The organism is Paractinoplanes ferrugineus, assembly GCF_016862195.1.
Lineage (GTDB): Bacteria > Actinomycetota > Actinomycetes > Mycobacteriales > Micromonosporaceae > Actinoplanes > Actinoplanes ferrugineus.
In genome coordinates, this window is the sequence record NZ_BOMM01000038.1 from 151,445 (window position 1) to 178,004 (window position 26,560).

At 71.1% G+C, this 26,560-nt stretch carries 24 protein-coding genes; 21 read left to right on the top strand and 3 right to left on the bottom strand.

Features of this window, described 5'->3' with window-relative positions; translation table 11 throughout:
• Positions 1 to 168: 168 nt before the first annotated feature.
• From Afe05nite_RS45120 to Afe05nite_RS20890, 11 genes are all read left to right on the top strand, one after another.
• A complete protein-coding gene (locus tag Afe05nite_RS45120; RefSeq protein ID WP_203818821.1) occupies positions 169 to 654 on the top strand; it encodes a hypothetical protein in 486 nt (161 codons plus the stop codon).
• Positions 655 to 3,378: 2,724 nt separating this feature from the next.
• Positions 3,379 to 3,846: a pentapeptide repeat-containing protein gene (locus Afe05nite_RS44945; protein WP_369077025.1), complete on the top strand. Its 468-nt coding sequence runs from the start codon at positions 3,379 to 3,381 to the stop codon at positions 3,844 to 3,846.
• A gap of 254 nt (positions 3,847 to 4,100) precedes the next feature.
• Complete coding sequence (locus Afe05nite_RS20850) at positions 4,101 to 4,781, top strand: hypothetical protein (protein WP_203818823.1); 681 nt, start codon at positions 4,101 to 4,103, stop codon at positions 4,779 to 4,781.
• Between the two features lie 67 nt (positions 4,782 to 4,848).
• Positions 4,849 to 5,298, top strand: a complete 450-nt coding sequence (locus Afe05nite_RS20855; RefSeq protein ID WP_203818824.1) for a DUF948 domain-containing protein — start codon at positions 4,849 to 4,851, stop codon at positions 5,296 to 5,298.
• An 18-nt stretch (positions 5,299 to 5,316) separates the two neighbouring features.
• Positions 5,317 to 5,586 (top strand): hypothetical protein, encoded by a 270-nt coding sequence (locus tag Afe05nite_RS20860; protein WP_203818825.1) that lies wholly within the window; start codon positions 5,317 to 5,319, stop codon positions 5,584 to 5,586.
• Entirely contained in the window at positions 5,583 to 8,267 is a 2,685-nt protein-coding gene (gene alaS, locus Afe05nite_RS20865) for an alanine--tRNA ligase (RefSeq protein WP_203818826.1), read from the top strand. Before Afe05nite_RS20860 ends, alaS begins: the two co-directional genes overlap by 4 nt.
• A gap of 61 nt (positions 8,268 to 8,328) precedes the next feature.
• On the top strand, positions 8,329 to 8,787 hold the full coding sequence (gene ruvX / locus Afe05nite_RS20870) for a Holliday junction resolvase RuvX (protein ID WP_203818827.1): 459 nt from the start codon (positions 8,329 to 8,331) through the stop codon (positions 8,785 to 8,787).
• Positions 8,784 to 9,971 carry an endolytic transglycosylase MltG gene (gene mltG, locus Afe05nite_RS20875; RefSeq protein WP_203818828.1) on the top strand — a complete coding sequence of 396 codons (1,188 nt, stop codon included), beginning with the start codon at positions 8,784 to 8,786 and terminating at the stop codon, positions 9,969 to 9,971. Before ruvX ends, mltG begins: the two co-directional genes overlap by 4 nt.
• Entirely contained in the window at positions 9,971 to 10,795 is an 825-nt protein-coding gene (locus tag Afe05nite_RS20880; RefSeq protein ID WP_203818829.1) for a shikimate dehydrogenase, read from the top strand. Before mltG ends, Afe05nite_RS20880 begins: the two co-directional genes overlap by 1 nt.
• Before the next feature lie 334 nt (positions 10,796 to 11,129).
• Positions 11,130 to 12,308, top strand: coding sequence for a chorismate synthase (aroC, locus tag Afe05nite_RS20885; RefSeq protein ID WP_203818830.1), 1,179 nt, complete (start codon positions 11,130 to 11,132; stop codon positions 12,306 to 12,308).
• Positions 12,308 to 12,811: a shikimate kinase gene (locus Afe05nite_RS20890; RefSeq protein ID WP_203818831.1), complete on the top strand. Its 504-nt coding sequence runs from the start codon at positions 12,308 to 12,310 to the stop codon at positions 12,809 to 12,811. The genes aroC and Afe05nite_RS20890 overlap by 1 nt, the downstream gene beginning before the upstream one ends.
• 3 nt (positions 12,812 to 12,814) lie before the next feature.
• On the opposite strand, the gene Afe05nite_RS20895 is transcribed toward Afe05nite_RS20890, so the two are convergent.
• Both Afe05nite_RS20895 and Afe05nite_RS20900 read right to left on the bottom strand, forming a co-directional pair.
• Positions 12,815 to 13,558 (bottom strand): hypothetical protein, encoded by a 744-nt coding sequence (locus Afe05nite_RS20895; protein ID WP_203818832.1) that lies wholly within the window; start codon positions 13,556 to 13,558, stop codon positions 12,815 to 12,817.
• 140 nt (positions 13,559 to 13,698) lie between these two features.
• Positions 13,699 to 14,409 carry a Clp protease N-terminal domain-containing protein gene (locus tag Afe05nite_RS20900; RefSeq protein ID WP_203818833.1) on the bottom strand — a complete coding sequence of 237 codons (711 nt, stop codon included), beginning with the start codon at positions 14,407 to 14,409 and terminating at the stop codon, positions 13,699 to 13,701.
• 58 nt (positions 14,410 to 14,467) lie between these two features.
• Between Afe05nite_RS20900 and aroB the strand changes: the two genes are divergently transcribed.
• The 4 genes from aroB to nusB are packed head-to-tail and all read left to right on the top strand — an operon-like array spanning position 14,468 to position 17,014.
• Complete coding sequence (gene aroB, locus Afe05nite_RS20905; RefSeq protein WP_203818913.1) at positions 14,468 to 15,535, top strand: 3-dehydroquinate synthase; 1,068 nt, start codon at positions 14,468 to 14,470, stop codon at positions 15,533 to 15,535.
• Positions 15,532 to 15,960 (top strand): type II 3-dehydroquinate dehydratase, encoded by a 429-nt coding sequence (gene aroQ / locus Afe05nite_RS20910; RefSeq protein ID WP_203818834.1) that lies wholly within the window; start codon positions 15,532 to 15,534, stop codon positions 15,958 to 15,960. Before aroB ends, aroQ begins: the two co-directional genes overlap by 4 nt.
• Positions 15,961 to 16,020: 60 nt before the next feature.
• On the top strand, positions 16,021 to 16,578 hold the full coding sequence (gene efp, locus Afe05nite_RS20915; RefSeq protein WP_203818835.1) for an elongation factor P: 558 nt from the start codon (positions 16,021 to 16,023) through the stop codon (positions 16,576 to 16,578).
• A gap of 25 nt (positions 16,579 to 16,603) precedes the next feature.
• Positions 16,604 to 17,014: a transcription antitermination factor NusB gene (gene nusB / locus Afe05nite_RS20920; RefSeq protein WP_203818914.1), complete on the top strand. Its 411-nt coding sequence runs from the start codon at positions 16,604 to 16,606 to the stop codon at positions 17,012 to 17,014.
• A 543-nt stretch (positions 17,015 to 17,557) separates the two neighbouring features.
• Here the strand turns inward: nusB and bldD are convergent.
• Positions 17,558 to 18,046, bottom strand: coding sequence for a transcriptional regulator BldD (gene bldD, locus Afe05nite_RS20925; RefSeq protein WP_020517563.1), 489 nt, complete (start codon positions 18,044 to 18,046; stop codon positions 17,558 to 17,560).
• A gap of 290 nt (positions 18,047 to 18,336) precedes the next feature.
• Here bldD and pyrR point away from each other — a divergent pair, with 290 nt between their 5' ends.
• Genes pyrR through Afe05nite_RS20955 form a run of 6 tightly spaced genes read left to right on the top strand, consistent with a single transcriptional unit; the run spans position 18,337 to position 26,537 of the window.
• Positions 18,337 to 18,897 (top strand): bifunctional pyr operon transcriptional regulator/uracil phosphoribosyltransferase PyrR, encoded by a 561-nt coding sequence (gene pyrR, locus Afe05nite_RS20930; RefSeq protein ID WP_203818836.1) that lies wholly within the window; start codon positions 18,337 to 18,339, stop codon positions 18,895 to 18,897.
• On the top strand, positions 18,894 to 19,817 hold the full coding sequence (locus Afe05nite_RS20935; RefSeq protein ID WP_203818837.1) for an aspartate carbamoyltransferase catalytic subunit: 924 nt from the start codon (positions 18,894 to 18,896) through the stop codon (positions 19,815 to 19,817). Before pyrR ends, Afe05nite_RS20935 begins: the two co-directional genes overlap by 4 nt.
• On the top strand, positions 19,814 to 21,079 hold the full coding sequence (locus Afe05nite_RS20940; RefSeq protein ID WP_203818838.1) for a dihydroorotase: 1,266 nt from the start codon (positions 19,814 to 19,816) through the stop codon (positions 21,077 to 21,079). The genes Afe05nite_RS20935 and Afe05nite_RS20940 overlap by 4 nt, the downstream gene beginning before the upstream one ends.
• On the top strand, positions 21,079 to 22,185 hold the full coding sequence (carA, locus tag Afe05nite_RS20945) for a glutamine-hydrolyzing carbamoyl-phosphate synthase small subunit (protein WP_203818839.1): 1,107 nt from the start codon (positions 21,079 to 21,081) through the stop codon (positions 22,183 to 22,185). The genes Afe05nite_RS20940 and carA overlap by 1 nt, the downstream gene beginning before the upstream one ends.
• A gap of 6 nt (positions 22,186 to 22,191) precedes the next feature.
• Complete coding sequence (gene carB / locus Afe05nite_RS20950) at positions 22,192 to 25,503, top strand: carbamoyl-phosphate synthase large subunit (RefSeq protein ID WP_203818840.1); 3,312 nt, start codon at positions 22,192 to 22,194, stop codon at positions 25,501 to 25,503.
• Positions 25,500 to 26,537, top strand: coding sequence for a quinone-dependent dihydroorotate dehydrogenase (locus Afe05nite_RS20955; RefSeq protein WP_203818841.1), 1,038 nt, complete (start codon positions 25,500 to 25,502; stop codon positions 26,535 to 26,537). Before carB ends, Afe05nite_RS20955 begins: the two co-directional genes overlap by 4 nt.
• Positions 26,538 to 26,560 lie beyond the last annotated feature (23 nt).

Below are 26,560 nucleotides of genomic sequence, written 5' to 3' on the forward strand. Positions count from 1 at the left end.
CGGCACGCCCCGTCACCGGCCCACCCCCCGGGGCCGCCCCGGGCCGGCCCACTCCCGGCCGCCCGACTCCCGGCGCCGACCTGGACCTGGGCCGCCAGTCCGGCGGCGTACCCGGCGGTCCCTCCGGCCGTGTCGCCCCCGGCGGCGTTTCCGGTCGCATCGCGCCTGGTGGTGTGTCCGGTCGAGTCGCGCCTGGTGGTCCCGCCGGTCGCGGTGCGCCTGATGCTTCCGGTCGCGGCGGGCCTGATGCTTCCGGGCGGGTGGCGCCCGGCGGTGCTTCCGGACGTGTGGCACCGGGCGCGGCTCCCGGCCGTGTGGCTCCCGGCCAGCAGTTCGGTGGGCCCGGCCAGCAGTTCGGCGGGTCTGACCCGCAGTCCGGCGGCCCTGCTCAGCAGTTCCGTGGACCTGGTCAGCAGTCCGGCGGGCCTGGTCAGCAGTTCGGCGGGCGTGACCCGCAGTCCGGTGGGCCCGGCCAGCAGTTCCGTGGACCTGGTCAGCAGTCCGGCGGGCCCGGCCATCAATTCGGCGGGCGTGACCCGCGGGCCGACGAGCCCGGCCAGCAGTTCGGTAGGCCCGGCCAGCAGTCCGGTGCGCGTGGTCAGCAGGCCGGCGCGACCGGACGGGTGGCTCCGGGGCATACGTCCGGTGGAGTGACTGGTCGACCGGCTTCCGGTCCGGTCAGTCCGGCCGGTGGGCGGGTGGCGCCGGCATGGCAGGACGGCAGTGGTTCGCATCCCGCGACCGGGCCCTCGTGGCAGACCGGCACCGGGGCTCAGCCGCCGTGGCAGCGGGCCAGCGGTGCACATCAGGCCGGTGGCCGGCGGGACGACTCGCCGCCCGTACCCGGTCAGATGAGCGGACCCACCGGGCGCCCGCGGCAGACTCCGCCGCCCGCGCCGATGGGCCCGGCCGCCGGGCCGCCGTCGGTCGACGGTCCGCGACGTGGCGCCGCGCCGGTTCCCGGGCAGGGTCGCGCCCGGGCGACCGAGCCAGGCGCCTTCACCCAGTCCGGCCGGCACGGCGTCGCCGACGCGGTGGTTCCGTTGTCGGGAAACGCCCCCGATGTCCCGATGTCCCGTCCGGTCTCCCCGTCCGCCCGTCCGGTCTCGCCGGCTTCCCGGCCGGTTTCGTCGGCCGGCCCACGCGACCGTTTCCGAACCGACGGACCACCACCCGGTCCAGGCGGGCGCGGTGCCGCCATGCCGGCCTCACCGGCGGGACCACCGCCCGGCGGCCGATTCAGCGGCGACTCCTATCCACCCGGCAGCCCCGACTATCCACCCGGCAGCCCCGACTATCCACCCGGCAGCCCCGACTATCCGACCGGCAGCCCTGGCTATCCAACCGGGAGCCACGGCTACCCGGCGGAAAGTCCCGGCTACCCGGCTGAGAGCGCGGGCTACCCGGGTGAGCGCACCGGTTACCCGGGCGAAAGCGCGGGCTACCCGGGCGAAAGCACCGGCCGGCACGGCGCCCCGGACGACGACGAGAGCGCCGGACGGCATGGACAGCCAAATTTTCCGGGTGGCGGCCGCGGCACCGGCGCGCGTGGCCGCGATGAACAGCAGGACTTCCCAGTCGCCGGCGGCCCGGGGAACAGTTCCCGCGGCCGCGCTGTACCCGACCCCGCCGGCCCCGCAGCCGGCGGCCGACCGGTAGGCACCGCCAGCCCGGCAGCCGGCGGCCGACCAGTGGGTCCCGCCAGCCCGGCAGCCGGCGGGCGGCCGCTCGGCCCCGATGGCATGAACGATCCCGGCGGCACCGGGGGTCCCACCCGAGCAGGCGGGCGCCGTGCCGCCGGTGCACCGGCGGCCGGCGGTCCGGAAGGAGCCGGCGGTCACGGCGCGATCGGTGGCCCGGTCGCGGGTGGCCCGCAAGGCGCTGTCGGCAGCCCAGGTCCCGGTGGGGGCGGCCAGGGTCCCGGGGTGGGCTCAGCCGCGCAAGGTCCCGGTATGGGGCCGACGGGTCAGGGGCCTGGCACGGGACCGGTAGTCGTTCCCGGCGCGCCGGGTCAGGCACGGGCGTCGGCCAAGGTCATGCCGCCGGTGGTTCCCGGGCGGCAGGGTGCACGCGCCCCGGCCGTACCCGGTCGGGCCGGTGCGATGGCCGGCAACACGGGCGCGATCTCCGGTCCGATCACCGGTCGCGGCCAACGGCAGCCCGGCGAGGCCACCGGCCCGGTCACCGGGCGCGGCGGACCGCGGCAGCCCGGCGACGTCCCGGGATCTCAGCAGCCCGGTGACGGCACCGGGCCGGTCAACCTGCGTGGTGAGCTTTCCGGTCCGGTGCACCCGCGGGAGCTTCCCGGCCCAATAGGCCCGCGCGGCAGCCAACCGACCGGTGCCGGCGTCCGTGCTGGGCAGCCCGGCGACGGTCCGCGCGGCGACCAGCGTGGCGGACCTGGGTCGCAGCCGGGTCAGCGTGGTGGCCGTGGACCCCGGACCGGTCCTCGTACCGGCCCGGCCGGCGCGATGGCCGCGGCGGCCGGCATGGTTCCGGCTGGTCCGGTTTCGCCGGGCCGGCCGTCGCTGCCGGGGCCGGGTTTCCCGGCTCAGGGTGATCGTCCGGAAATCGGCGAGCGCTTCGGCAGCCAGCCGGTTTCGCCCGCGCATGCTCGACCGGAAGAGCCGCGCTCCGCCGGTCCGGAACAGAGTCAGGGCTTCGAGGCGCGTGGCGGTTTCGGCAGTCAGCCGGTGTCGCCGGCACGCGGCCGGCCGGATGCGGGGCCGCGCTTCGCGGGACAGACCGGGTCCGGAGATCAAAGTCAAGCTTTCGGCACGCCGGACGGGCCGACCGGTACCGGCAAACGAGCCCGCCCCGACTCGGCGCCGCAAGCCCCCCAGGGCGGCCGGCGTGGACCGGCCGGCGCCAACGGACGGGCGACCGGCGATCGCGGACCGGCGGCCGGGCGCAAGGGCGGACCGGGTGGCGCAGGCGCGCTCGGTGCGGCGGCCATGGGTGCCGGCGCGATGGGCGCCGCGATGGCCAAGGGTACGGCCGGTGCAGCTCCGGCGGGAGCAGCCACGGCCGGGGCGCCTTCAGGCGGTACGGGCTCGGCCGCCGCCGCCCCCGGCAGCCCCTCGTTCGGTTCGGCCGCGGCCGGCGCCACCCCGGTAGGCTCCGCCTCGGTCGGTGCTCCTCCGGTCGGCTCGGCCTCGGTGGGCCCGGCTCCGGCCGGCGGACCCGCAGCCGGCGCCGCGTCATCAGGTGCCGCCGCGGCAGGGGCAGCCGTGGCAGGGGCAGCCGCAAGGGGCGCCGCCTCAGCAGCTTCCAAGGGCGCGGCCTCCGCAGGCGCCGTCGCGGCAGATGGAGCCCCAAGGGGCGCCGCCGCGACGGGTGCGACCGCACGAGGCGCCGCGACGGGTGCGGCTCCAAGGGATGCGGCGGCGACGGGTGCAGCTCCAAGGGGTGCCGCTGCAGCGGACGCGGCTTCGCGGGGTGCCGCGACGGGTGCGGCCTCAAGGGGTGCCGCGACGGGTGCGGCCTCAAGAGCTGCCGCGGCAGGTGCGGCTTCCCGGGGTCCCGCCGGGCCAGGTGGAGCTTCCGGGGCCGCCGCAGCGAGTGCGGCCCCGAGAGGCGCCGCCTCGGCCGGTGCACCGCCGAGAGGCCTCCCCGCGGCGGGTGCGGCTTCCCGGGGTGCCGCTTCCGTGGGCGCTGCCTCGGTGGGGGCCGCCTCGGTGGGCGCCGCATCGGCGGGTGCTCCGCAAGCGGGCGGTCCTCAGACAGGCGCTCCACAAGCAGGTGGTCCTCAGGCAGGCGGTCCTCAGGCAGGCGGTCCTCAGGCAGGCAGTCCTCAAACCGGCGGTCCTCAGGCAGGCGGTCCTCAGGCAGGCACTGCTTCAGTAGGCGCGGCCTCGGTGGGGGCCGCATCCGTAGGTGCCGCGTCGGTGGGCACAGTCGCCACGGGCGCGGCGGCGGTGGGTGCGGCGGCGGTAGGTGCGGCGTCCGTCGGGGCGGCCTCGGTGGGGGCCTCGGGACGGGCGGCGTCGGCGGCTGTGAAGGTTGCGCCGGTGCGGGACCCGGCCGGCGCGAAGCCGCGAACGGGTGCTCAGCCCGTACCTCCAAGGGGTGAAGCCGGATCCGACGCCAACCCGGAGACCATGACCGGGCTTCGGGGTGCCGGCAGCGAGCTTCGCAGCCGGGTACGCACGCAGCGCCGGTTGCGCTTGGTGATTTTGTTGTCGCTCGCGGTGGTGGCGCTCGTGGTTCTGCCGGCGGTCTTCGGGCTGCGGTCGGCAAGCAAGGACCCGGTGTTCAGTTCGCTGGACGCGCTGGCGGTGCCGTCGTGGGCGGCCACCCATGTCGAGGACAACGGCAGTGGGAGCCGGTGGTGCTTCCTGGACTGCCGGTTCCGGGAGCGGCGGATCGACTCGGACCGGGAGTTCAAGCAGACCACCAAGGTCTACACGGCGGCGCTGGAACGGGCCGGGTGGAAGCCCTGGAGGGTGGCCGACTGCCCGGAGTCGCCGATCGCCGCGGACCAGGGCACCTACACGTGCTGGACGCGGGACGAGTTCACTCTGGACCTGTTCGTGCGGCTGCCGGACTGCGCCATCGACCAGGTGGCGGCGCAGGATCCGAACACCGTGCAGTCGGCGCCGGCGACGACCGGGCCAACCAAGAAGTGTGTGGGGTCGACGGTCAAGATCCAGGTGCAGAGCGCGGTCGCCGACACCCGTGGCAAGGGCGAACCGGCGCAGAGTCCGGGACTGGTCGGCGAGACGCCGGATCCGGTTCTGTCCAACGACCCCCTCTTGGAGCCGACACCCGCGGCGTCGTGAAGCGGGCGAAGGTCACGGACGGTAGGGTCTGCACGTTGACCCGCCACCCGTAGAGGAGAAGCGCCACATGGACGCCGGAGAAATCGCAGGTCTGATCGCGGCGGGCGCCTTCCTGATGCTCGTCATCGTGCTGGCCGTACCGCTGCTCAAGCTGGGCCGCACCGTGGATGCCGCCACCCGGGCGATCAATGACATCACCGACCGGACGGGGCCGCTGCTCGGCAACGTCAACGAGACGGTGGAGAATGTGAACACCGCGCTCGGCCAGGTGCAGGTCTCTTTGGACGGTGTGAACATTCAGCTGGCCAAGGTCGACACGATCACCGAGCACGCGGCGCACGTGTCCGCGAACGTGGCCAACCTGTCCACCGTCGTGGCCGCCGCGGCGGCGAACCCGCTGGTCAAGGTCGCTTCGCTGGGCTACGGCCTGCGTAAGGCCGTGCACAACCGGCGCCGCGCCGACGAGGACCGCGAGGTTCGCTCCACCATCAAGCAGCGCCGCAAGTCGGCCCGCTGATCTTAAGGAAGGCATCTCATGAAGCGCCTGCTTTGGCTGGGCGTCGGCTTGGCCGTCGGCGCACTCGTCGTTCGCAAGCTCACCCGTAAGGCGAACGAGTTCACCCCGACCGGCATCGCCACCTCTCTCTCACAATCCGCTGGCGGCCTGGTCGAGTCGATGCGTAGCTTCGTGGATGACGTCCGCGACGGCATGACGGAGCGGGAACAGCAGATCCAGCAGGCGTTCGCCGAGGGTGAGCTGTACGAAGACGATGAGCAGGATGCTCAGGAGGGCAACCGACGATGAAGACGGCGGAAGTCAAGCGGCGCTTTCTGGCGCATTTCGAGGCCAACGGGCACACGGTCGTGCCGAGTGCCCCGCTGCCGGCTATCGACGACCCCAACCTGCTGTTCATCAATGCCGGCATGGTGCAGTTCGTGCCGTTCTTCCTGGGCCAGCGCACCCCGCCCTACGCGCGGGCGGCGAGCGTGCAGAAGTGCATCCGGACGCCGGACATCGACGAGGTCGGCAAGACCTCGCGGCACGGCACGTTCTTCCAGATGAACGGCAACTTCTCGTTCGGCGACTACTTCAAGGCCGGGGCGATCCCGCTGGCCTGGGAGCTGTCCACCAAGCCGGTCTCGGAGGGTGGTTTCGGGCTCGACCCGGAACGCATCTGGGCGACCGTCTACCTCGACGACGACGAGGCCATCGAGATCTGGAAGAAGACCGGCATGCCGGCCGAGCGGATCGTGCGCCGGGGCAAGAAGGACAACTTCTGGTCGATGGGCATCCCCGGCCCGGCCGGCCCGTGCTCGGAGCTCTACTACGACCGTGGTCCCTCCTACGGCCCCGAGGGCGGCCCGGAGGTCGACGAGGACCGTTACCTGGAGTTCTGGAACCTGGTCTTCATGCAGCACGAGATCACCGACGTGAAGTCGAAGGAGGACTTCAGGATCGTCGGTGACCTGCCCAAGCAGAACATCGACACCGGCATGGGGCTGGAGCGCATCGCGTCGATCCTGCAGGGCGTCGACAACCTCTACGAGATCGACGAGGTCCGGCCGATCCTCGCGCGGGCGGCCGAGATGACCGGCAAGCAGTACGGCGTACGTTCCGGTCACGCGGCCAACCAGAGTCACCCGGACGACGTACGCCTGCGGGTGATCGCCGACCACGTACGTACCTCGTTGATGTTGATCGGTGATGGGGTCACCCCGTCCAACGAGGGCCGTGGCTACGTGCTGCGCCGGATCATGCGCCGGGCGATCCGGTCGATCCGGTTGCTCGGCTGGCAGGAGCGGGCGCTGCCGGAGCTGTTGCCGGTGGCGCGGGACTGCATGGCGCCGTCCTACCCGGAGTTGGCCGAGGAATTCCAGCGGATCTCCGATTACGCGTACGCGGAGGAGGACTCGTTCCTGTCCACGCTGCGGGCGGGCACGACGATCCTCGACACCGCGATCGACGACTCGAAGAAGGCCGGGAAATCCGCTCTGTCGGGTGACAAGGCGTTCCAGCTGCACGACACGTACGGCTTCCCGATCGACCTGACCCTGGAGATCGCACAGGAGCAGGGCCTGGAGGTCGACCAGGAGGGCTTCCGCCGGTTGATGGCCGACCAGCGGGCCCGCGCGAAGGCGGACGCGGCCGCGCGCAAGACCGGCCACGCCGACCTGTCCGCCTATCGCGGTGCGCTCGACAACGGCGGCCCGGTGGAGTTCACCGGCTACCAGGAGATCTCCCGGGAGTCGCGGGTCCGCGCGCTGATCGGCGACGGCGGCCGGCTCGAGGTGGCGGGCGAGGGTGACTACGTCGAGCTGGTGCTCGACACCACCCCGTTCTACGCCGAGGGCGGTGGCCAGCAGGCCGACACCGGCGTGATCAAGGTCGGCGGCGGGCACCTGGAGGTCGTCGACGTCCAGCAGCCGCTCCCCGGCCTGATCGTGCACAAGGCGCGGGTCATCCGGGGCGAGGTGCGCGCGGGCGAGTCGGCCGAGGCCGAGATCGACATCACCCGGCGCAAGGCGATCTCGCGGTCGCACACCGCGACCCACTTGATCCACCAGACAATGCGGCACTTCCTCGGCGAGTCGGCGACCCAGGCGGGTTCGCTCAACGCGCCGGGCCGGCTGCGCTTCGACTTCAACACGCCCGGGGCCGTCTCGCCCGCGGTGCTGAACGACGTCGAGCAGCAGGTCAACGAGGTGTTGCTGCGTGACCTCGAAGTGCACGCGTTCATCACCTCCCAGGCGGAAGCGCGGCGGCTCGGCGCGATGGCCCTCTTCGGTGAGAAGTACGGCGATGAGGTCCGGGTGGTTGAAGTCGGCGACTACGCACGTGAACTTTGTGGTGGCACCCATGTCGCCCGGTCCGGTCAGCTGGGCCTCGTGAAGATCCTCAACGAGTCGTCGATCGGCTCCGGTGTGCGCCGGGTCGAGGCGCTCGTGGGCATCGACGCGTTCGGCTTCCTGGCCAAGGAGCACCTGCTGGTGGCCCGCCTCGCCGACCTCTTCCGGGTGCCCGGCGAGCAGGTCGCGGACCGGGTCGAGCAGACCGTCACGGCGCTGCGCGACGCCGAGAAGGAACTGGAGAAGCTGCGCGCCCAGATGGTGCTCGGTGGTGCCGGTGCGCTCGCTGAGCAGGCCCGTGACCTGGGGGGCGTCGCCTACGTCGGAGCCGAGGCACCGGAGGGTGCGGCCGGCAACGATGTGCGTACGCTGGCTCAGGAGATCCGCGGGAAGATCGATCAGGCCCGTCCGGCGGTGGTCGCGGTCGCGGCCCGGTCGAACGGCAAGGCCTCGCTGATCGTCGCGGTGAACGGCGCGGCCCGGAGCCGCGGACTGTCGGCGGCGGATCTGGTAAAGGGTGCCCTGTCCGGCCGGGGTGGCGGCAACGCCGACCTCGCCCAGGGCGGCGGTGTCCCGGCTGATCAGGTCCCGACGCTTCTCGCCGCGGTCGAGAAGGCGGTCGGGGAAGCGGCGGGCTGACGGCGGATGAAGGCTACCTTTGGTCCGTCTTAAGGGCGGTTTTTGTGGGGAGGGTGGCCGAATGAGCGCACTGTCGCGGGGTAGGCGACTGGGCGTGGATGTCGGTAAGGTGCGCGTCGGGGTTGCCATAAGCGACCCTGACGGGATCCTGGCCACCCCCCTGGTCACGGTGCCCCGTGACATGGGTGCGGCACCAGATGCCGTGCCTGGCGACATTGCCGAGCTCGTCCGACTCGTGGGGGAACATGAGGCGGTCGGGATCGTGGTAGGGCTGCCGGTGCGCCTCAACGGTGCCGAAGGCCCTGCCGCCATCGACATTCGTTCGTACGCCGGGCGACTGGCGGAGGCGGTCGGCGAGGTGCCGATCAGCCTCGCTGACGAGCGGATGTCGACCGTGGTCGCGACCCGACGGCTCGCCGAACGTGGCGTCCGGGGGAAGCGGCAGCGGGCGGTCGTCGATCAGGCGGCCGCGGTGGAGATCCTGCAGAGCTGGCTGGACGCGCAGCGGAGGCAGAAATGATCGACGAGCTGGATTTGGCGTTCGACGAGCACGCCGAACATGGGAGACCTCGCCACCGGCGGGGCGCCCGCGCGGGCAAAAAGGGCTCGGGTAAGTCCGGCATCGCCTTTTTGATGGCTTTTATTCTGTTGGCGCTTTTGGGCGGCGGTGTCTTTTTCGGATACACCAAGGTGAAGGGTTACTTCACCGCGGCCGACTACGACGGGCCCGGCACCGATCCGATTCAGGTGACCATCGCCAAGGACGCGACCCTCACCGACATCGGCAACACCCTGGTCGACTCCGATGTGGTGAAGAGCACAAAGGCGTTCACCAACGCGGCCGGCGAGAATCCGCGTGGCAAGAACATCCAATCGGGCACGTACAACATGAAGAAGCAGATGTCGGCGGCCAATGCCGTGACCCTGCTGCTCGACCCGAAAGCGCGCATCACCGCCGGGGTGACGATTCCCGAGGGCAGCACGTCCCTGCAGGCGTACGCGATCCTGTCGAAGGCCACGAAGATCCCGGTAAACGACTTCAAGGCCGCCGCCAAGGACCCGATCGCCCTGGGCGTACCCGATTACTGGTTCAACCGCCGCGACGGCAAACCGGCGGCGAAGACCAGCATCGAGGGGTTCCTGTTCCCCGACACGTACGAGTTCGACCCCAAGCTCGACGCCAAGCAGATCCTCAGCGTGATGGTGAAACGGTTCCTCACCGTCACCGGTGACCTGACGTTCGCCGACAACGTGCAGAACAACCTCGCCGTCTCGCCCTACGAAGCCCTGATCGTGGCGTCGCTGGCGCAGGCCGAGTCGGGCACGAAAGCCGACCTGCCGAAGGTGTCGCGGGTCGCCTACAACCGGGCCTACAAGGCGAAGATGCCGCTGCAGTTCGACGTGACCGCCAACTACTGGCTCGAGCTCAACGGCAAGGACGCCAAGCATTCCGGCAAGCTCACCCCGCAGGAGCTCGACGACCCGAAGAACCCGTACAACACCAAGAGCAAGCTGGGCCTGCCGCTCGGCCCGATCGACAGCCCCGGCCAGTCCGCGCTCGAAGGCGCGATGACCCCGGCCGCCGGCAACTGGTTGTACTTCGTGGCCATCGACAAAAAGGGCAACTCGGCATTCACCGACAGCCTCGCGCAGCACGACAAGAACATCCAGATCGCCTGCCGCAACGGGATCCCGCTCTGCTGATGCCCACCAAAGCCGCCGTCCTCGGCAAACCGATAAACCACTCGCTCTCCCCGGTGATTCACAATTCCGGGTTCACCGCCGCCGGCCTCGACGGCTGGAGCTACGTGGCGATCGAGTGCGCCGAGGCGGAACTGGCCGCGCTGATCAGCGGGCTCGGCCCCGAATGGGCCGGGCTTTCGCTGACCATGCCGCTCAAGGAGGAGGCGCTCCGCCTGGCGGCGAGCGCTTCGGCGGTCGCCCGAGCGACCGGTGCGGCCAACACTTTGGTACGGCGTGCCGACGGCACCTGGCACGCGGACAACACCGACGTGTACGGAATGGTCCACGTGCTCCGCGAAGCGGGCCTGCGGCCGTCCCCGTCGGTGACCGTGCTCGGCGGCGGCGGCACCGCCCGGGCCGCCCTCGGCGCGGCAGCCGAACTAGGCGCCGCCACCGTGACCGTGGTGACCCGCCGCCCCGCCGCCCGCGACGACCTGCGGCCCGCCGCCGCGGCGCTCGGCCTCGAGATCCAGGGCGCCGAGTGGGCCGCCGCCGCGGACTTCTTCGCCGCCGACGCCGTCATCTCCACCGTCCCCAAGGGCGCCGCCGACCACCTCGCCCCCGCGGTCCGTTGGCGGCCCGGAACGGTGCTCTTCGACGCCATCTACGACCCCTGGCCCACCCCGCTGGCCGCCGCCGCCACCGCCGCCGAGATCTCCGTCGTGTCCGGTCTGGACCTGCTCCTGGCCCAGGCCTTGAGCCAGTTCGAACAGTTCACCGGCGTAACTCCCGCCCCCCGAGCCGCCATGCGCGCGGCCCTGTTCGAGGCCGCCAGCCGCCGGTAGAGCCGCTCCCGGTTCTTCCCGCCCCCTTCCTGGCGCTTGGGCGCGGCTCCGGGTCGCTGCGTGCGCCGCGGTGGCCGGGCATATCGGACGGCGGCTGCGGGATCGGGCGCGGTGAGACCCTATTTCCGGGAAGGTGGGGTGTCGGAGTGCCGGGGAGGCCCCTTCTTCAAGGGAAGTGCGTGACTTCGGGTCGCTGCGTTGTCGGTGAGCCCGGTCTGGGTGATGCCGGGCCGGGCGGGGCGCTGAGCTTGGGGGACCGGTGTTTTCATTCCGCTGAGCGGGATGGGGCCGGGGCTGCGGCGACCCGGGGCGGCGGCGTGCCAGACTGTGACCCGTGTTGCGCTGGCTGACCGCAGGTGAATCCCATGGCCCGGCGCTCGTTGCGCTCCTCGAAGGCGTTCCCGCCGGGGTGGAAGTGACGAGTGCACTGATCGGGCGCGATCTCGCGCGCCGTCGGCTCGGCTACGGCCGGGGGGCGCGGATGAAGTTCGAGCAGGACGAGATCGAGATCATCGGGGGCATCCGGCACGGGGTGACGCAGGGCAGCCCGGTGGCGATCCGGGTGGGCAACACGGAGTGGCCCAAGTGGCAGACGGTCATGGCGGCCGACCCGGTCGACCCGGCCGAGCTCGCCGCCCAGGCCCGGAACGAGCCGCTGACCCGGCCCCGTCCCGGTCACGCCGACCTGGCCGGCATGCAGAAGTACGGGCACACCGACGCGCGCCCGATCCTGGAGCGCGCCAGTGCTCGCGAGACCGCTGCCCGGGTCGCGGTGGGCGTGGTCGCGAAGGAGCTGATCAAGCAGGCGCTGGGCATCGACATCGTCTCGCACGTGATCGAGCTCGGTTCGGTGGCCGCCAAGACGGGCCTCGTGCCGACCCCCGACGACTTCGACCGGATCGACGCCGACCCGTTGCGTTGCCTCGACCCCGAGGCCAGCGCGCGCATGGTGGCCGAGGTCGACGCGGCCAAGAAGGACGCCGACACGCTCGGTGGCATCGTCGAGGTGCTGGCTTACGGCGTACCCCCCGGCCTTGGATCTCATGTGCAGTGGGACCGCAAATTGGACGCCAAGCTCGCCGCCGCCCTGATGTCCATCCAGTCGGTGAAGGGTGTGGAGATCGGCGACGGGTTCACCCAGGCCCGGTCGCGCGGGTCGGTGGCCCACGACGAGATCGTGCCCACCGCCGACGGCGTCAAGCGGATCACCGATCGCGCCGGTGGCCTCGAGGGCGGCATCACCAACGGCGAGCCGCTGCGGGTCCGCGCGGCCCTGAAGCCGATCTCGTCGCTCAACCGGGCGCTGCAGACGATCGACATCGTGACCGGCGAGCCCGCCACGGCCATCAACCAGCGTTCCGACGTCTGCGCGGTCCCGGCCGGCGCCGTGGTGGCCGAAGCGATGGTCGCGCTGGTGCTGGCCGAGGCCGCGGTGGAGAAGTTCGGCGGCGACTCGGTCGCCGAGATCCGCCGCAACCTGGCGAGCTACCTGGAAAACCTGGTGATCCGCTGATGGCCCCGGTCGCCGTCCTCGTCGGCGCCCCGGGCGCCGGCAAGACCACCATCGGCGAGATGGTGGCGGAGCTGCTCGGCGTCCCGTTCTCGGACACCGACAACCTGATCGAGGCGACGGCCGGCAAGCCGATTCCCGAGATCTTCTTCGACGACGGCGAGGACGCGTTCCGGGCCCTGGAGCGTACGACGATCGCGTCCGCGCTGGCGGATTTCGACGGCGTCCTGGCCCTGGGTGGCGGCGCCATCCTCCACGAGGGCACCCGGGAGCTGCTCGGCGCTCAGACGGTCGTCTACCTGTCGGTCGAGTTGTCCGACGCGGTGAAGCGGGTCGGCCTCGGCGGGGGCCGGCCGCTGCTGGCGATCAACCCCCGGGCCACGCTGAAATACCTGCTGGACCAGCGCCGCCCGCTCTACCTCTCGGTCGCCACCCACACCGTCGTCACCGACCACCGGGACCCCGCGGAGATCGCCGCCGAGGTCGCGGCTCTCCTCAAGGGCTGACCCTCACCGGCCGCGCAGCGCCTTCGCCCGCCGGTTCATGGCTTCGTGGAACCGGCGCGTGGTGACCAGGTAGGCGGCCGTCATGAGGAGGCCGATCAGGGTCAGCGGACGCACCAGGAAGAGCTCGAACGCCGCCCAGGGCACCGGGAACGAGCCGGTTCCGAAGATCGCCACCACGCCGCGGAGCACGCCGACGGCGGCGATGACGGTATTGATCGTGAGGAGGGCCGGCCCGGTGTGGCCGATCGAGACGCGGTCCGGCTTGAACCAACCGGCGACGCAGCCCAGCAGCCACCCGAGCGCCGCCACGGCCACGGCCGCGTCCGTCGGGCGGCGCTCCACGCGCAAAGTGGAGACCGGCTTGTCGTGGTCGCCGTAGCTGAAGTCGCCGCCGTTGTCCAGGCGGAGCCGCCAGCCGTCGCGGGCCGCCGTCACCGACCGGCTGTCCGCCGCTCCGGTGCGCCAGCCGTCCGCCGCCAGCGCCCGGCCCGCCGCGGCGAGGTCGGTGTCCTGCTCGCCGACCTCAGCCTGCACAAAGCCTGGAACAACTCCGTCGACAGTGCCGAAAATGGCGTTGTCGGTCCCGGTGGCCTGCGGAAATCGCGGCCCGGCCAACACGTCGGCCCGAGTGATGACGACGCCGTCGATCACGTTCGTCCCGACTTCGGCGAGGCCCCGCTCGTCGTCCACCAGGCCCGGGTCGCCGGCCGTCAGGTTCGGATAGATGACCGCGACAATCGCTCGCATCTCGGCGTCGGTGGGCGGCCGGCTCGCCGAATGCCAGGCCCCACGACCCGGCGGCCGCGAACAGGCCACCGATGGTGAGCGCGACAGCAAGTCGTTTGATGATGATCGCGAGCGACACGCGGACACCATAGACTTGTCGATCAGTTGACGCGGGCCTCCAGCTGTTCGATGCGCTCGATGAGCGGCACCAGTTCGGCGTGGAAGGCGGCCAGCAGGGCGGCCGAGGGCGGGGCCTGGGTCGCGTTGGCGCGCAAGTGGACATAGCCGGCCAGGGCGGCGGCGACCGCCCGGCGGGTGGAGCGGGCGTCGGCTCCGCGGGAGCGCAGCAGTTCGCCGGCGGCGCCTTCGGGTTCGCCGGACAGGGCGACGATCAGGTGTTCACAGCCGACGTAGTTGTGACCGAAACCGACCGCCTCGCCGACCGCCAGCTCCAGGGCCACCGCGGCCGGGGTGCTGAACCGCAGGCCCGGCTCGGCCGGACCGGGTTCCGGGGTGGACGGGATGGCCAGCGAGGCGGGGGCCACGTCCATCGCGGTGAGGATCTGCAGGGCCAGGTTGCCGCCCTCGGTGAGCATGCCGGCCAGCAGGTCGCTGGTGGTGACCACGGTGGCGCCGGCCGCCTTGGCGCGCTCGGCGGCTAGGCTCAGCGCCATCGTCAGGCGGCCGGTGAAGGACGGGAGACGGTCCGAGAAGGACGCCGGCTCGAGGTTGCTCAGGCTCACCTCGCGGATCGCCTGCATGCGGCGGATGGCCTGCTCCAGGGCCCGCTGGCAGATGGCCGAAACCGGCACACCCGAGTCTCGGACGGCGTCGGCGAGGTCGTCGGGCAGGTATACGTTGACTTTGGGCATGCACTAGTTGTAACCCCTGTGGGGGCATAAAGATATAACCCCACAACGCGGAACTAGGCTGACGGCCGTGGTTACACGCATTCAGGTGGGCGGCAACCGGCCGTACGACGTACTGGTCGGCAATGATCTCGGTGGTGAGCTGCCGGGGCTGATCGACGGCGCGGCCCGGGTGGCGGTGCTCTACTCGGCGCCGCTTCGGGAGCGTGCCGAGCGGATCGCGGCGGCCCTGCCGCAGGTGACCCCGATCGAGGTGCCCGACGCCGAGCGCGGCAAGTCGGTGGCGGTGGCCGCCCGGTGCTGGGACGAGCTCGGCCGGGCCGGCTTCACCCGCACCGACGTGGTGGTCGGCGTCGGCGGCGGAGCGGTCACCGACCTGGCCGGGTTCGTGGCCGCCGGCTGGTTGCGCGGGGTGCGCTGGGTGCCGGTGTCCACCTCGCTGCTCGGCATGGTCGACGCGTCGGTGGGGGGCAAGACCGGGGTCAACATCGAGGCCGGCAAGAATCTGGTGGGCGCGTTCCATCCGCCCGCCGGGGTGCTCTGCGACCTCGACGCGCTGACGACGCTGCCGGCCGACGACCTCACCGCCGGCCTGGCCGAAGTGATCAAGTGCGGGTTCATCGCCGACCCGCGCATCCTCGACCTGGTCGAGGACGACCCGCGGGCGGCCGCCGACCCGTCGAGCGCGGTGCTGCGGGAGCTGGTCGAGCGGGCCATCCAGGTCAAGGCCGACGTGGTCGGGATCGACCTCAAGGAGTCGGGCCCGCGCGAGATCCTCAACTACGGGCACACGCTCGGTCACGCGATCGAGAAGCGTGAGAAATACACGTGGAAGCACGGCCACGCGGTCTCGGTGGGGCTGATCTTCGCGGCGGCGCTGTCCGAGCTCTCCGGCCGGCTCGACTCCGGCACGCGCGAGCGGCATCGGGCGGTGCTCGAGCTGGTCGGGCTGCCCACCGCGTACGGCGAGGGGGCCTGGACCGATCTCCTGAGCGCGATGCGCGTCGACAAGAAGGCGCGGGCCGCGACCTTGCGGTTCGTGGTTCTGGACGGCCTGGCGAAGCCCGGCATCCTGGCCGGGCCGAGCGAGGAGTTGCTGCGCGCGGCCTACGCCGAGGTGGCCCGATGATCTACGTGCTGAACGGTCCGAACCTTGGTCGGCTGGGCACCCGGGAGCCCGAGGTCTACGGCTCCACCAGCTATGCCGACCTGGTTCGGCTGTGCGCGCAGACCGCCGAGCGGCTGAGCCTGAAGGTCGAGGTGCGGCAGACCGACGCCGAGTTCGAGATGCTCCGCTGGCTGCACGACGCGGCCGACGAGAGCGCGCACGTGGTGCTCAACCCGGGGGCGTGGACGCACTACAACATCGCGATCCGGGACGCCTGCGCCATGCTTCGCGGAAAGCTCATCGAGGTGCACATCTCCAACGTTCACCAACGCGAGGATTTTCGCCACAAGTCGGTCATCTCGGGCGTAGCGACGGGTGTCATCATCGGTCTGGGAGTCGACGGTTACCGCCTGGCGCTCGAGCACCTGGCCCAGGTGGGCGTCTGAGGCCGGGCGCCGGTAAACTCGGACGGTCACCGATAAGTTCCAGAACAAACAGGGCAGGCAATGGCTACCACGAACGACCTGAAGAACGGCCTGGTGCTCAACCTCGACGGCGATCTGTGGTCCGTCGTGGAGTTCCAGCACGTAAAGCCGGGTAAAGGTGGGGCGTTCGTGCGCACCACGCTGAAGAACGTGCTGTCCGGCAAGGTCGTCGACAAGACCTTCAACGCGGGCACCAAGGTCGAGACGGCAACGGTCGACAAGCGGACCATGCAGTACCTCTACCTCGACGGCGAAGATTTCGTCTTCATGGACCTCGACACGTTCGACCAGATCACCGTGCCGTCGGGCACCGTGGGGGAGAACGCGAACTACCTGCTTCCCGAGGCCGAGGCCACGGTCGCCACGCACGAGGGTGTGCCGCTCTACATCGAGCTGCCGACAAGCGTGTTCCTCGAGGTCACCTACACCGAGCCGGGTCTGCAGGGCGACCGCTCGACCGGCGGCACCAAGCCGGCCACCGTCGAGACCGGCGCCACCGTCCAGGTCCCGCTCTTCATCACCACCGGCGAGAAGATCAAGGTCGACACCCGCGACGGCCGTTACCTCGGTCGTTCCTGATATGGCGGAGGCCCCCAAGACCCAGATGCCCGCGCGCCGCAAGGCACGGAAGCGGGCGCTGGACGTGCTCTACGAGGCCGACCTGCGCGACCTGGCCCCGAGCGAGGTGCTGCGCACCTACCTCGAGCGGATCGAGAAGCCGCGCCCCGAGCACATGGACTACGCGATCGGTCTCGTCGAGGGTGTCGCGAAGAACCTGGACCGCATCGACGAGTTGCTCGGCAGCTACGCCGAGGGCTGGACGCTCGACCGCATGCCGGTCGTCGACCGCAACCTGGCCCGCATCGCGGTCTACGAGCTGCTCTACGTCGCCGAGATCGACGACCCCGTCGCGATCACCGAGGCGGTCGAGCTGGCTCGCCAGATGTCGACCGACGACAGCCCGCGCTTCCTGAACGGCCTTCTCGGCCGCATCGCCGAGTTCGCCACCCGCTAGCGCGGTCCTGAACCGAGTCCGAAGCCGTCCGGATCGTTTGATCCGGGCGGCTTTGTCGTGCCCTCGGTCACGCTCGGTCGGTGGTGGAGCTGGTTGTCGCATGTCGGGCGCTCGGCGAGGTGGAGTTGCGGTCAGTGACGAGGGCGAACTCCACCGGATCGGCCGGCCGCTACCGGGGGTCGCGGGAGCCATCGGGAACGGCGTGTATTGAGTTTTCACGTTCGCTCGATGTGCGAAAACGGGCGGTGCTGTGTGAGCGGACGGTGCCATCCGCACGATCGGTGACATCGATAGCACGGCATTTGGGGCGCCTGTGGTGGCCGGTGCCGGGACGACGGAGTTGATCGTGGCCGATCACCCCGGCGCGTGACCGCATTCCCGCTACGGCCCGTTGACGCCGTGTCCGTGAACCCGGCGCCCGTGAACCCGGCGCCCGGCCGCCCATGCACGGCCCGGCGGCCCGGCGAAGATCCCGGGAACGCGAAAGGCCCGCGGAAGCCGCGGGCCTTGGCGATGAGGGGGATGAAGCGGAAGGGGGGTGAATCAGCTCGCGAAGAACGCGCGTGGGTCGGCCACCAGGACACCCTGCTCGGTCAGGCGCTCGATCAAGCCCGACGGGGAGATGTCGTAGACGATGGCGAGCGCGCGCAGGTCGTCGGCGCGGATGGAGAGGACGCGGCCGTTGTAGTCGCCGCGCTGCTGCTGGATGGCCCGGGCGTACCGTGCGACGTAGGCGAGGTCTTCGCCGGTGGTGTCGTACAGCTTCTCCAGGTCGAGCACGATCTTGTTGGTGGCCTCGAGGCGGACACCGCTGCCGTCGGGCAGCAGCTCCGAGACGGGCACGCGGTAGAAGTCAGCCAGCTCGGCGAGGCGCGACACGGTGACCGCGCGGTCGCCGCGCTCGTACGAGCCCACCACGACGGCCTTCCAGCGGCCGTTCGACTTCTCTTCGACACCCTGCAGGCTCAGGCCCTGCTGCTGCCGGATGGAGCGCAGGCGGGCGCCCAACGACTTGGCGTACTCAGACGGCATTCGGAACACTCCCAGTACTGTGCTGGCCCGGAGGGTTCTTCCTCCGCGATCGCTACGCAGCGTGACGGTACGCAGTGTGAGACCGCCGGTCAAGTGTTGGTTACCGATGAGTCGTGAGGCCCGCGGGGGATGTGCCGGATTCGTCCGTCTGGTACCAAGGGTCGGGCACGTCACCATGGTCAACGACGCCGCCACTGGTAACGTAGCGTCAGCCATCGGGACTCCTCGCTCGGAGATCCCGTCGACGTCCTTTAACGACCCGTCCAGTGAGGCGGGGAAGGGGGTCCGCCGTGGCATCGCCGCGCGCCGACACGACCAGCAAGATCATTTTGGGTGAGTCCGACCTGCACCGGGTTGTCGATCGCATCGCCCACCAGATCCTCGAGAAGACCTCCGGCGCCACCGGCACCGTGCTGCTCGGCATCCCCACCCGCGGTGTGCCGCTCGCCCAGCGCCTGGCCGCCCGCATCCACGCCTTCGAGGACATCGACGTGCCGGTCGGCTCCCTCGACATCACGCTCTACCGCGACGACCTGCGGCTGCACGCCACCCGGGCGCTCGGCAAGACCGAGCTTCCCGGCGGCGGCATCGACGGGCGGCGGGTCATTCTCGTCGACGACGTGCTCTTCTCCGGGCGTACGGTCCGGGCCGCTCTCGATGCTCTCAACGACGTCGGCCGGCCCTCGTCGGTGCAGCTGGCCGTGCTCGTCGACCGCGGGCACCGCGAGTTGCCGATCCGTGCCGACTACGTCGGGAAGAACATCCCGACCTCGCCCGCCGAGAGCGTGCGGGTGTCGCTCACCGAGGTCGACGGGCTGGACGAGGTCAAGCTGACGGGAGCCGAGAAATGATCAAACACCTGCGCTCGGCGGGCGATCTCGACGCGGCCACCGCGACCCTGATCCTGGACACCGCGGGGGAGATGGCGGCGCTGGCCGGCCGCGAGGTGAAGAAGCTGCCGACGCTGCGCGGCCGGACCGTCGTCAACCTCTTCTACGAGGACTCGACGCGCACCCGGATCTCCTTCGAGGCGGCGGCCAAGCGGCTCTCCGCCGACGTCATCAACTTCTCGGCCAAGGGTTCGAGCGTCTCCAAGGGGGAGAGCCTCAAGGACACCGCGCTCACCCTGCAGGCGATGGGCGCCGACGCGGTCGTCATCCGGCACTCCGCCTCGGGCGCGCCGCACCGTCTCTCCTCCTGGGTCGACGGTTCGGTGATCAACGCGGGTGACGGCACCCACGAGCACCCCACGCAGGCCCTTCTCGACGCGTACACGATGCGCTCGCGGCTTGGCCGGCTTGCCGGGCTCAAGGTGGCGATCGTCGGCGATGTCCTGCACAGCCGGGTCGCCCGCTCCAACATCCTGCTGCTGACCACGCTCGGCGCGCACGTCACGCTGGTCGGCCCGCCCACGCTGATTCCGAACGACGTCGCGGCGGCGCTGTCGCCGGCCACCAAAGTGTCGTACGACCTCGATAGCGTTCTGCCCGACATGGACGTCGTGATGATGCTGCGAGTGCAGACCGAGCGCATGCAGGACTCGTACTTCCCCTCGGCCCGGGAATACAGCCGCCGCTACGGTCTCGATCTCGCGCGCATGCGCCGACTGCCGGAGCACGCGATCGTCATGCACCCGGGTCCGATGAACCGGGGCATGGAGATCACGCCCGAAGTCGCTGACTCGTCCCGTTCCACGATCGTCGAACAGGTCGCCAACGGTGTCTCGGCCCGGATGGCGGTCCTCTATCTGCTGCTTGGGGGCAAAGCGTGACCAGGTTCCTGATTCGCAACGTCTCGGTTCTCGGCGGGGCGCCGTCCGATCTGGTGCTTCACGACGGTTTCGTCGCCGCGGCCGCGGACGGCTCCGAGGACGTGATCGACGGCTCCGGCCTCGTCGTCCTGCCCGGCCTCGTCGACCTGCACACCCACCTGCGGGAGCCGGGCCGCGAGGACGCCGAGACCGTCGAGACCGGGTCCCGGGCCGCGGCGCTCGGTGGCTACACGGCGGTCTGCGCGATGGCCAACACCTCGCCGGTCGCCGACACCGCCGGCGTGGTCGAGCAGGTCTGGCGCCTCGGCCGCGAGGCCGGCCTGGTCGACGTGCAGCCGATCGGCGCCGTCACCGTCGGGCTGGCCGGCCGGCAACTGGCCGAGCTGGGCGCGATGGCCACCTCCGCGGCCACCGTGCGGATCTTCTCCGACGACGGGTTCTGCGTCGGAGACCCGCGCCTGATGCGCCGCGCCCTCGAATACGTCAAGGCCTTCGACGGGATCATCGCCCAGCACGCCGAGGAGCCGCGGCTCACCGAGGGCGCGCAGATGCACGAGGGTGAGGTCAGCACGCGGCTCGGGCTCACCGGCTGGCCCGCGGTGGCCGAGGAGGCGATCATCGCCCGCGACGTGCTCCTCGCCGAGCACGTCGGCAGCCGCCTGCACGTCTGTCACGTGTCCACCGCCGGGTCGGTCGAGGTGCTGCGACAGGCCAAGGCCCGGGGGGTACGGGTGACCGCCGAGGTCACGCCGCATCACCTGCTGCTCACCGACGAGCTGGCCGCGTCCTACGACCCGGTCTACAAGGTCAACCCCCCGTTGCGTACGGCGTCGGACGTCGCCGCCCTGCGCGAGGCCCTGGTCGAGGGCGTCATCGACGTCGTCGCCACCGACCACGCGCCGCACGCGGTGGAGGACAAGGAATGCGAGTGGGCCTACGCCCGGCCCGGCATGCTGGGGCTGGAGACGGCCTTCTCGATCGTGCTGAGTGTGCTCGGCGAGCGCTGGGAGCTCATCGCCGACCGGATGTCCCGCACCCCGGCCCGCATCGCGGGCCTGACCGGGCACGGCACCGACCTCGCGGTCGGCTCGCCGGCCAACCTCACGCTGGTGGACCCGTCCGCCCGCCGGGTCGTCGACCCGGGCGAGCTGGCGAGCCGCAGCCGCAACACCCCTTACTCGGGCACCACCCTGCCGGGTCGCATCGTCGCGACCTTCCTCCGGGGAGAGCCGACGGTCCTCGACGGGAAGGCTGTTAAGTAATGCCAAAAGCGATCCTTGTACTGGAGGACGGGCGTGTCTTCCACGGGTTCTCCTACGGAGCCGTGGGGGAGACGTTCGGCGAAGCCGTGTTCACCACCGGGATGACCGGTTATCAGGAGACCCTCACCGACCCGTCCTACCACCGGCAGGTCGTCGTGCAGACGGCCCCGATGATCGGCAACACCGGCGTCAACCGGGAGGACGACGAGTCGGACCGGATCTGGGTGGCCGGTTATGTCGTCCGCGATCCGGCGCGCCGGCCGTCGAACTGGCGGTCCACCGGTTCGCTGGACGACCGACTCGCCGCCGAGGGAGTCGTCGGCATCAGCGGGGTGGACACCCGGGCGCTGACCCGGCACCTGCGTTCCCGCGGAGCCATGCGGGTCGGGGTCTCGAGCGTTGATCTCGACCCGGCCTCGCTGCTCGCGAAGGTCAAGGCGGCGCCACAGATGGTGGGGGCCGACCTGTCGGCCGAGGTCTCCACGGCGGACCGTTACACCGTCTCCGCCGACGGCGAGCATCGCTACACGGTGGCCGCCCTCGACCTGGGCATCAAGCGCAACGTGGCCCGACGGCTCGCCGCGCGCGGGGTCACGACGCACGTCTTCCCGGCGTCGTCCTCGATCGAGGACCTGCTCGCGGTCAGCCCCGACGCGGTCTTCTTCTCACCCGGGCCGGGTGACCCGGCCACCGCCGACGGGCCGGTCGAGCTGGCCCGTGCGGTCATGCGCGTACAGAAGCCGCTGTTCGGCATCTGCTTCGGTTCGCAGATCCTGGGGCGGGCGCTGGGCTTCGGCACCTACAAGCTCGGCTACGGCCACCGGGGCATCAACCAGCCGGTGCTCGACAAGACCACCGGCAAGGTCGAGGTCACCTCGCACAACCACGGCTTCGCGGTCGACGCGCCGCTCGACAGCGTGCTCGACACCGACTTCGGCAGCGTCGAGGTCTCCCATGTCTGCCTCAACGACAACGTGGTCGAGGGCCTGCGGGGGATCGACGTCCCCGCGTTCACCGTCCAGTACCACCCCGAGGCCGCCGCCGGCCCGCACGACGCCGACTACCTGTTCGACCGGTTCGTCGAGCTCGTCGAGAAGAAGGGCTGACCCGCGATGCCGAAGCGTTCCGATCTGAAGCACGTGATGGTGATCGGCTCCGGGCCGATCGTCATCGGCCAGGCCTGCGAGTTCGACTACTCCGGCACCCAGGCCTGCCGGGTGCTGCGCGCCGAAGGGCTGCGCGTCTCGCTGGTCAACTCCAACCCGGCCACGATCATGACCGACCCGGAGTTCGCCGACGCGACCTACGTCGAGCCGATCACCCCCGAGTTCGTCGAGCTGATCATCGCCAAGGAGCGCCCCGACGCGATCCTGCCCACGCTCGGCGGGCAGACGGCGCTGAACACCGCGATCGCGCTGCACGAGAGCGGCGTCCTGGAGAAATACGGCGTCGAGCTCATCGGCGCGAACGTCGACGCGATCCGCCGGGGCGAGGACCGCCAGCTCTTCAAGGACATCGTCGCGCTGGCCGGCGGTCAGACCCCGCGCTCGCGGGTCTGCCACTCGATGGACGAGGTCCGGGCCACCGTCGCCGACCTCGGCCTGCCGGTCGTGATCCGGCCGTCGTTCACGATGGGTGGCCTCGGCTCCGGCATGGCGCACACCGACGAGGACCTCGACCGGATCGCCGGCGCCGGGCTCGCCGCCTCGCCGGTGCACGAGGTACTCATCGAGGAGAGCGTGCTCGGCTGGAAGGAGTACGAGCTCGAGCTGATGCGCGACAAGAACGACAACGTCGTGGTGGTCTGCTCGATCGAGAACATCGACCCGATGGGCGTGCACACCGGCGACTCGGTGACCGTGGCCCCGGCCATGACGCTCACCGACCGCGAATACCAGGACCTGCGTGACCTCGGCATCGCGGTGCTGCGCGAGGTCGGCGTCGACACCGGCGGCTGCAACATCCAGTTCGCGGTCAACCCGCAGGACGGCCGCCTGGTCGTCATCGAGATGAACCCGCGGGTGTCCCGCTCGTCGGCGCTCGCCTCCAAGGCCACCGGCTTCCCGATCGCCAAGATCGCGGCCAAGCTGGCCATCGGCTACACCCTCGACGAGATCCCGAACGACATCACCCGCAAGACGCCGGCCGCGTTCGAGCCGGCCCTCGACTACGTGGTCGTGAAGATCCCGCGGTTCGCGTTCGAGAAGTTCCCGGCCGCCGACCCCGAGCTGACCACCACGATGAAGTCGGTCGGCGAGGCGATGAGTCTCGGCCGGAACTTCGCCGAGGCGCTGAACAAGGCGATGCGCTCCATGGAGACCTCGGCGGCCGGGTTCTGGACCGTTCCCGATTCCGCTTCTCTCGACGACACTCTGGCCGCTCTGCGGGTTCCGCACGACGGCCGGCTCTACACGGTCGAGCGGGCGCTGCGCCTGGGTGCGACCGTCGAGCAGGTGCACGAGGCCAGCGGGGGCATCGATCCCTGGTTCCTCGAGGAGATCCAGGCCCTGGTGGAGCTGCGGCGGGAGATCACGGACGCGGCTGTGCTCGACGAGGAGATGCTGCGCCGGGCCAAGCGGTCCGGGCTGTCCGACCGGCAGCTCGCGGCGCTGCGGCCCGAGCTCGCCGGCGAGGACGGCGTGCGCTCGCTGCGGCACCGGCTGGGGATCCGCCCGGTCTACAAGACCGTCGACACCTGCGCGGCCGAGTTCGACGCCAACACGCCGTACCACTACTCGTCCTACGACGAGGAGACCGAGGTGGCGCCGTCCGACCGGCCCAAGGTGCTGATCCTCGGCTCCGGTCCCAACCGGATCGGGCAGGGCATCGAGTTCGACTACTCGTGCGTGCACGCGGTTCAGGCGTTGCGCGGCGTCCACTACGAGACCGTGATGGTCAACTGCAACCCGGAGACGGTGTCGACCGACTACGACACCGCCGACCGGCTCTACTTCGAGCCGCTCACCTTCGAGGACGTTCTCGAGGTCTTCCACTCCGAGGACGCCAGCGGCAAGGCGGCCGGCGGGCCCGGGGTGGTCGGGGTGATCGTGCAGCTCGGCGGCCAGACCCCGCTCGGCCTGGCCAACCGGCTCAAGGCGGCCGGCGTCCCGATCGTCGGCACCTCGCCCGAGTCGATCGACCTGGCCGAGGACCGCGGCCTCTTCGGTGCGGTGCTGCACAAGGCCGGGCTGCGCTCGCCCGACCACGGCACCGCCACCAGCTTCGAGGACGCCAAGCAGATCGCCGACACGATCGGTTACCCGGTCCTGGTCCGCCCGTCGTACGTGCTCGGCGGCCGCGGCATGGAAATCGTGTACGACGAGCCGACGCTCGAGGGCTACATCGAGCGGGCCACCCAGATCTCGCCCGACCACCCGGTGCTCGTCGACCGGTTCCTCGACGACGCCATCGAGATCGACGTCGACGCGCTCTGCGACGCGACCGGCGAGGTCTACCTGGGCGGTGTGATGGAGCACATCGAGGAGGCCGGCATCCACTCCGGCGACTCGTCCTGCTCGCTGCCGCCGGTCACGCTGGCCGGCTCGCACCTGGCCGAGGTCCGCCGCTACACCGAGGCGATCGCCCGCGGTGTCGGAGTGCGTGGCCTGCTCAACGTGCAGTACGCCCTCAAGGACGACTCGCTCTACGTGCTCGAGGCCAACCCGCGGGCCTCGCGGACCGTGCCGTTCGTCTCCAAGGCGACCGCGGTGCCGCTGGCCAAGGCGGCGGCCCGCATCATGCTCGGCGCCACCATCGCCGAGCTGCGCGAGGAGGGCATCCTGCTGCCCGAGGGCGACGGTGGCACGGTGCCGGCGAACGCGCCGATCGCCATCAAGGAGGCGGTGCTGCCGTTCAAGCGGTTCCGCACCCCCGCCGGCAAGGGCGTCGACAGCCTGCTCGGGCCGGAGATGAAGTCGACGGGCGAGGTGATGGGCATCGACGCCGGCTTCGGTCAGGCGTTCGCCAAGTCGCAGGCCGCCGCGTACGGGTCGCTGCCGACCGCCGGCAAGATCTTCGTGTCGGTCGCCAACCGTGACAAGCGCACGATGATCTTCCCGATCAAGCGTCTCGCCGACCTCGGTTTCACCATCGTGACGACCGCCGGAACCGGCGAGGTCCTGCGTCGCCACGGCATCGCCTGCGAGATCGTCCCGAAGCATTTCGAGAGCCCCGGCCAGAACGCCGTGGCGCTGATCCAGGCGGGCGAGATCGCAATGATCATCAACACGCCGCAGGGCTCCGGCGCGAGCGCCCGGTCCGACGGCTACGAGATCCGCAGCGCCGCCGTGACCGCCGACATCCCGAGCATCACGACGATGCAGGGCGCGGCCGCCGCGGTGATGGGCATCGAGGCCCTGATGCGCGGCGACATGTCGGTACGCCCGCTGCAGGAGCTGCACGCCGCCCTCCGGGGCGACAAGTGACCCTGTTCGAGTCCGCCGTCCGGCCCGTTCTGTTCCGGGTCGGCGGCGGGGATGCCGAGAAGGCCCACGAGTTCACCCTGGGCCGCCTCGCGCGACTCGGGGAGCGCAGCCGCGCGCTGATGCGCGGGCGCTTCGCCACCGACGCCCCGGTCGAGGTGTTCGGGGTGAAGTTCCCCAACGCGGTCGGGCTCGCCGCCGGGATGGACAAGAACGGCGTCGCGCTGCGGTCCTGGCCCGCGCTCGGGTTCGGGTTCGTCGAGGTCGGCACGGTCACCGCGAAGCCGCAACCGGGCAACGACAAGCCGCGCCTGTTCCGGCTCCGGGACAGCGAGGCGATCATCAACCGGATGGGCTTCAACAACGCCGGGGCGGCGGCGCTCGCCTCCCGGCTCGAAGCCCTCGGGCCGGTCGGTGTGCCGCTCGGCATCTCGCTGGGCAAGTCCAAGGTCACTCCGCTGGCGGAGGCGGTCGAGGACTACCTGACGTCATACCGGCTCCTGCATTCGTACGCCGATTACATCGCGGTCAACGTCTCCTCGCCGAACACCCCGGGACTGCGCACCCTGCAGGACAAGTCAGCCGTCGCCGAGCTGCTGACCGCGCTGGCCGGCGACACCCCCGTACTGGTGAAGATCGCCCCCGACCTGACCGAGCCGGCCATCGCCGAGCTGCTCGAGGTCTGCCTCAGCCACGGCGCGGCCGGCGTGATCGCCACCAACACCACGCTCGCGCGTGCCGGGCTGGCCGCGAGCGACCAGCCCCGGGCGGGCGAGGCGGGCGGGCTCTCGGGTCGGCCGCTCACCGAGAAGGCCCGCCAGGTGGTGCACTTCGTGCACACCGAGACGGCCGGCCGGTTGCCGATCATCGGGGTCGGCGGTCTGCTGACCCCGGACGACGCGGCCCGCATGCTCGACGCGGGCGCCTCGCTGGTGCAGCTCTACACCGGATTCATCTACCACGGTCCCGCCCTGGTGCGCGGCGCCGCGCGGGCGGCCGCCGCGCACCGCGCCCGCGCGGAGGCGGAAACGCGATGACCCCCCGTCCCGGCGAGCGACCC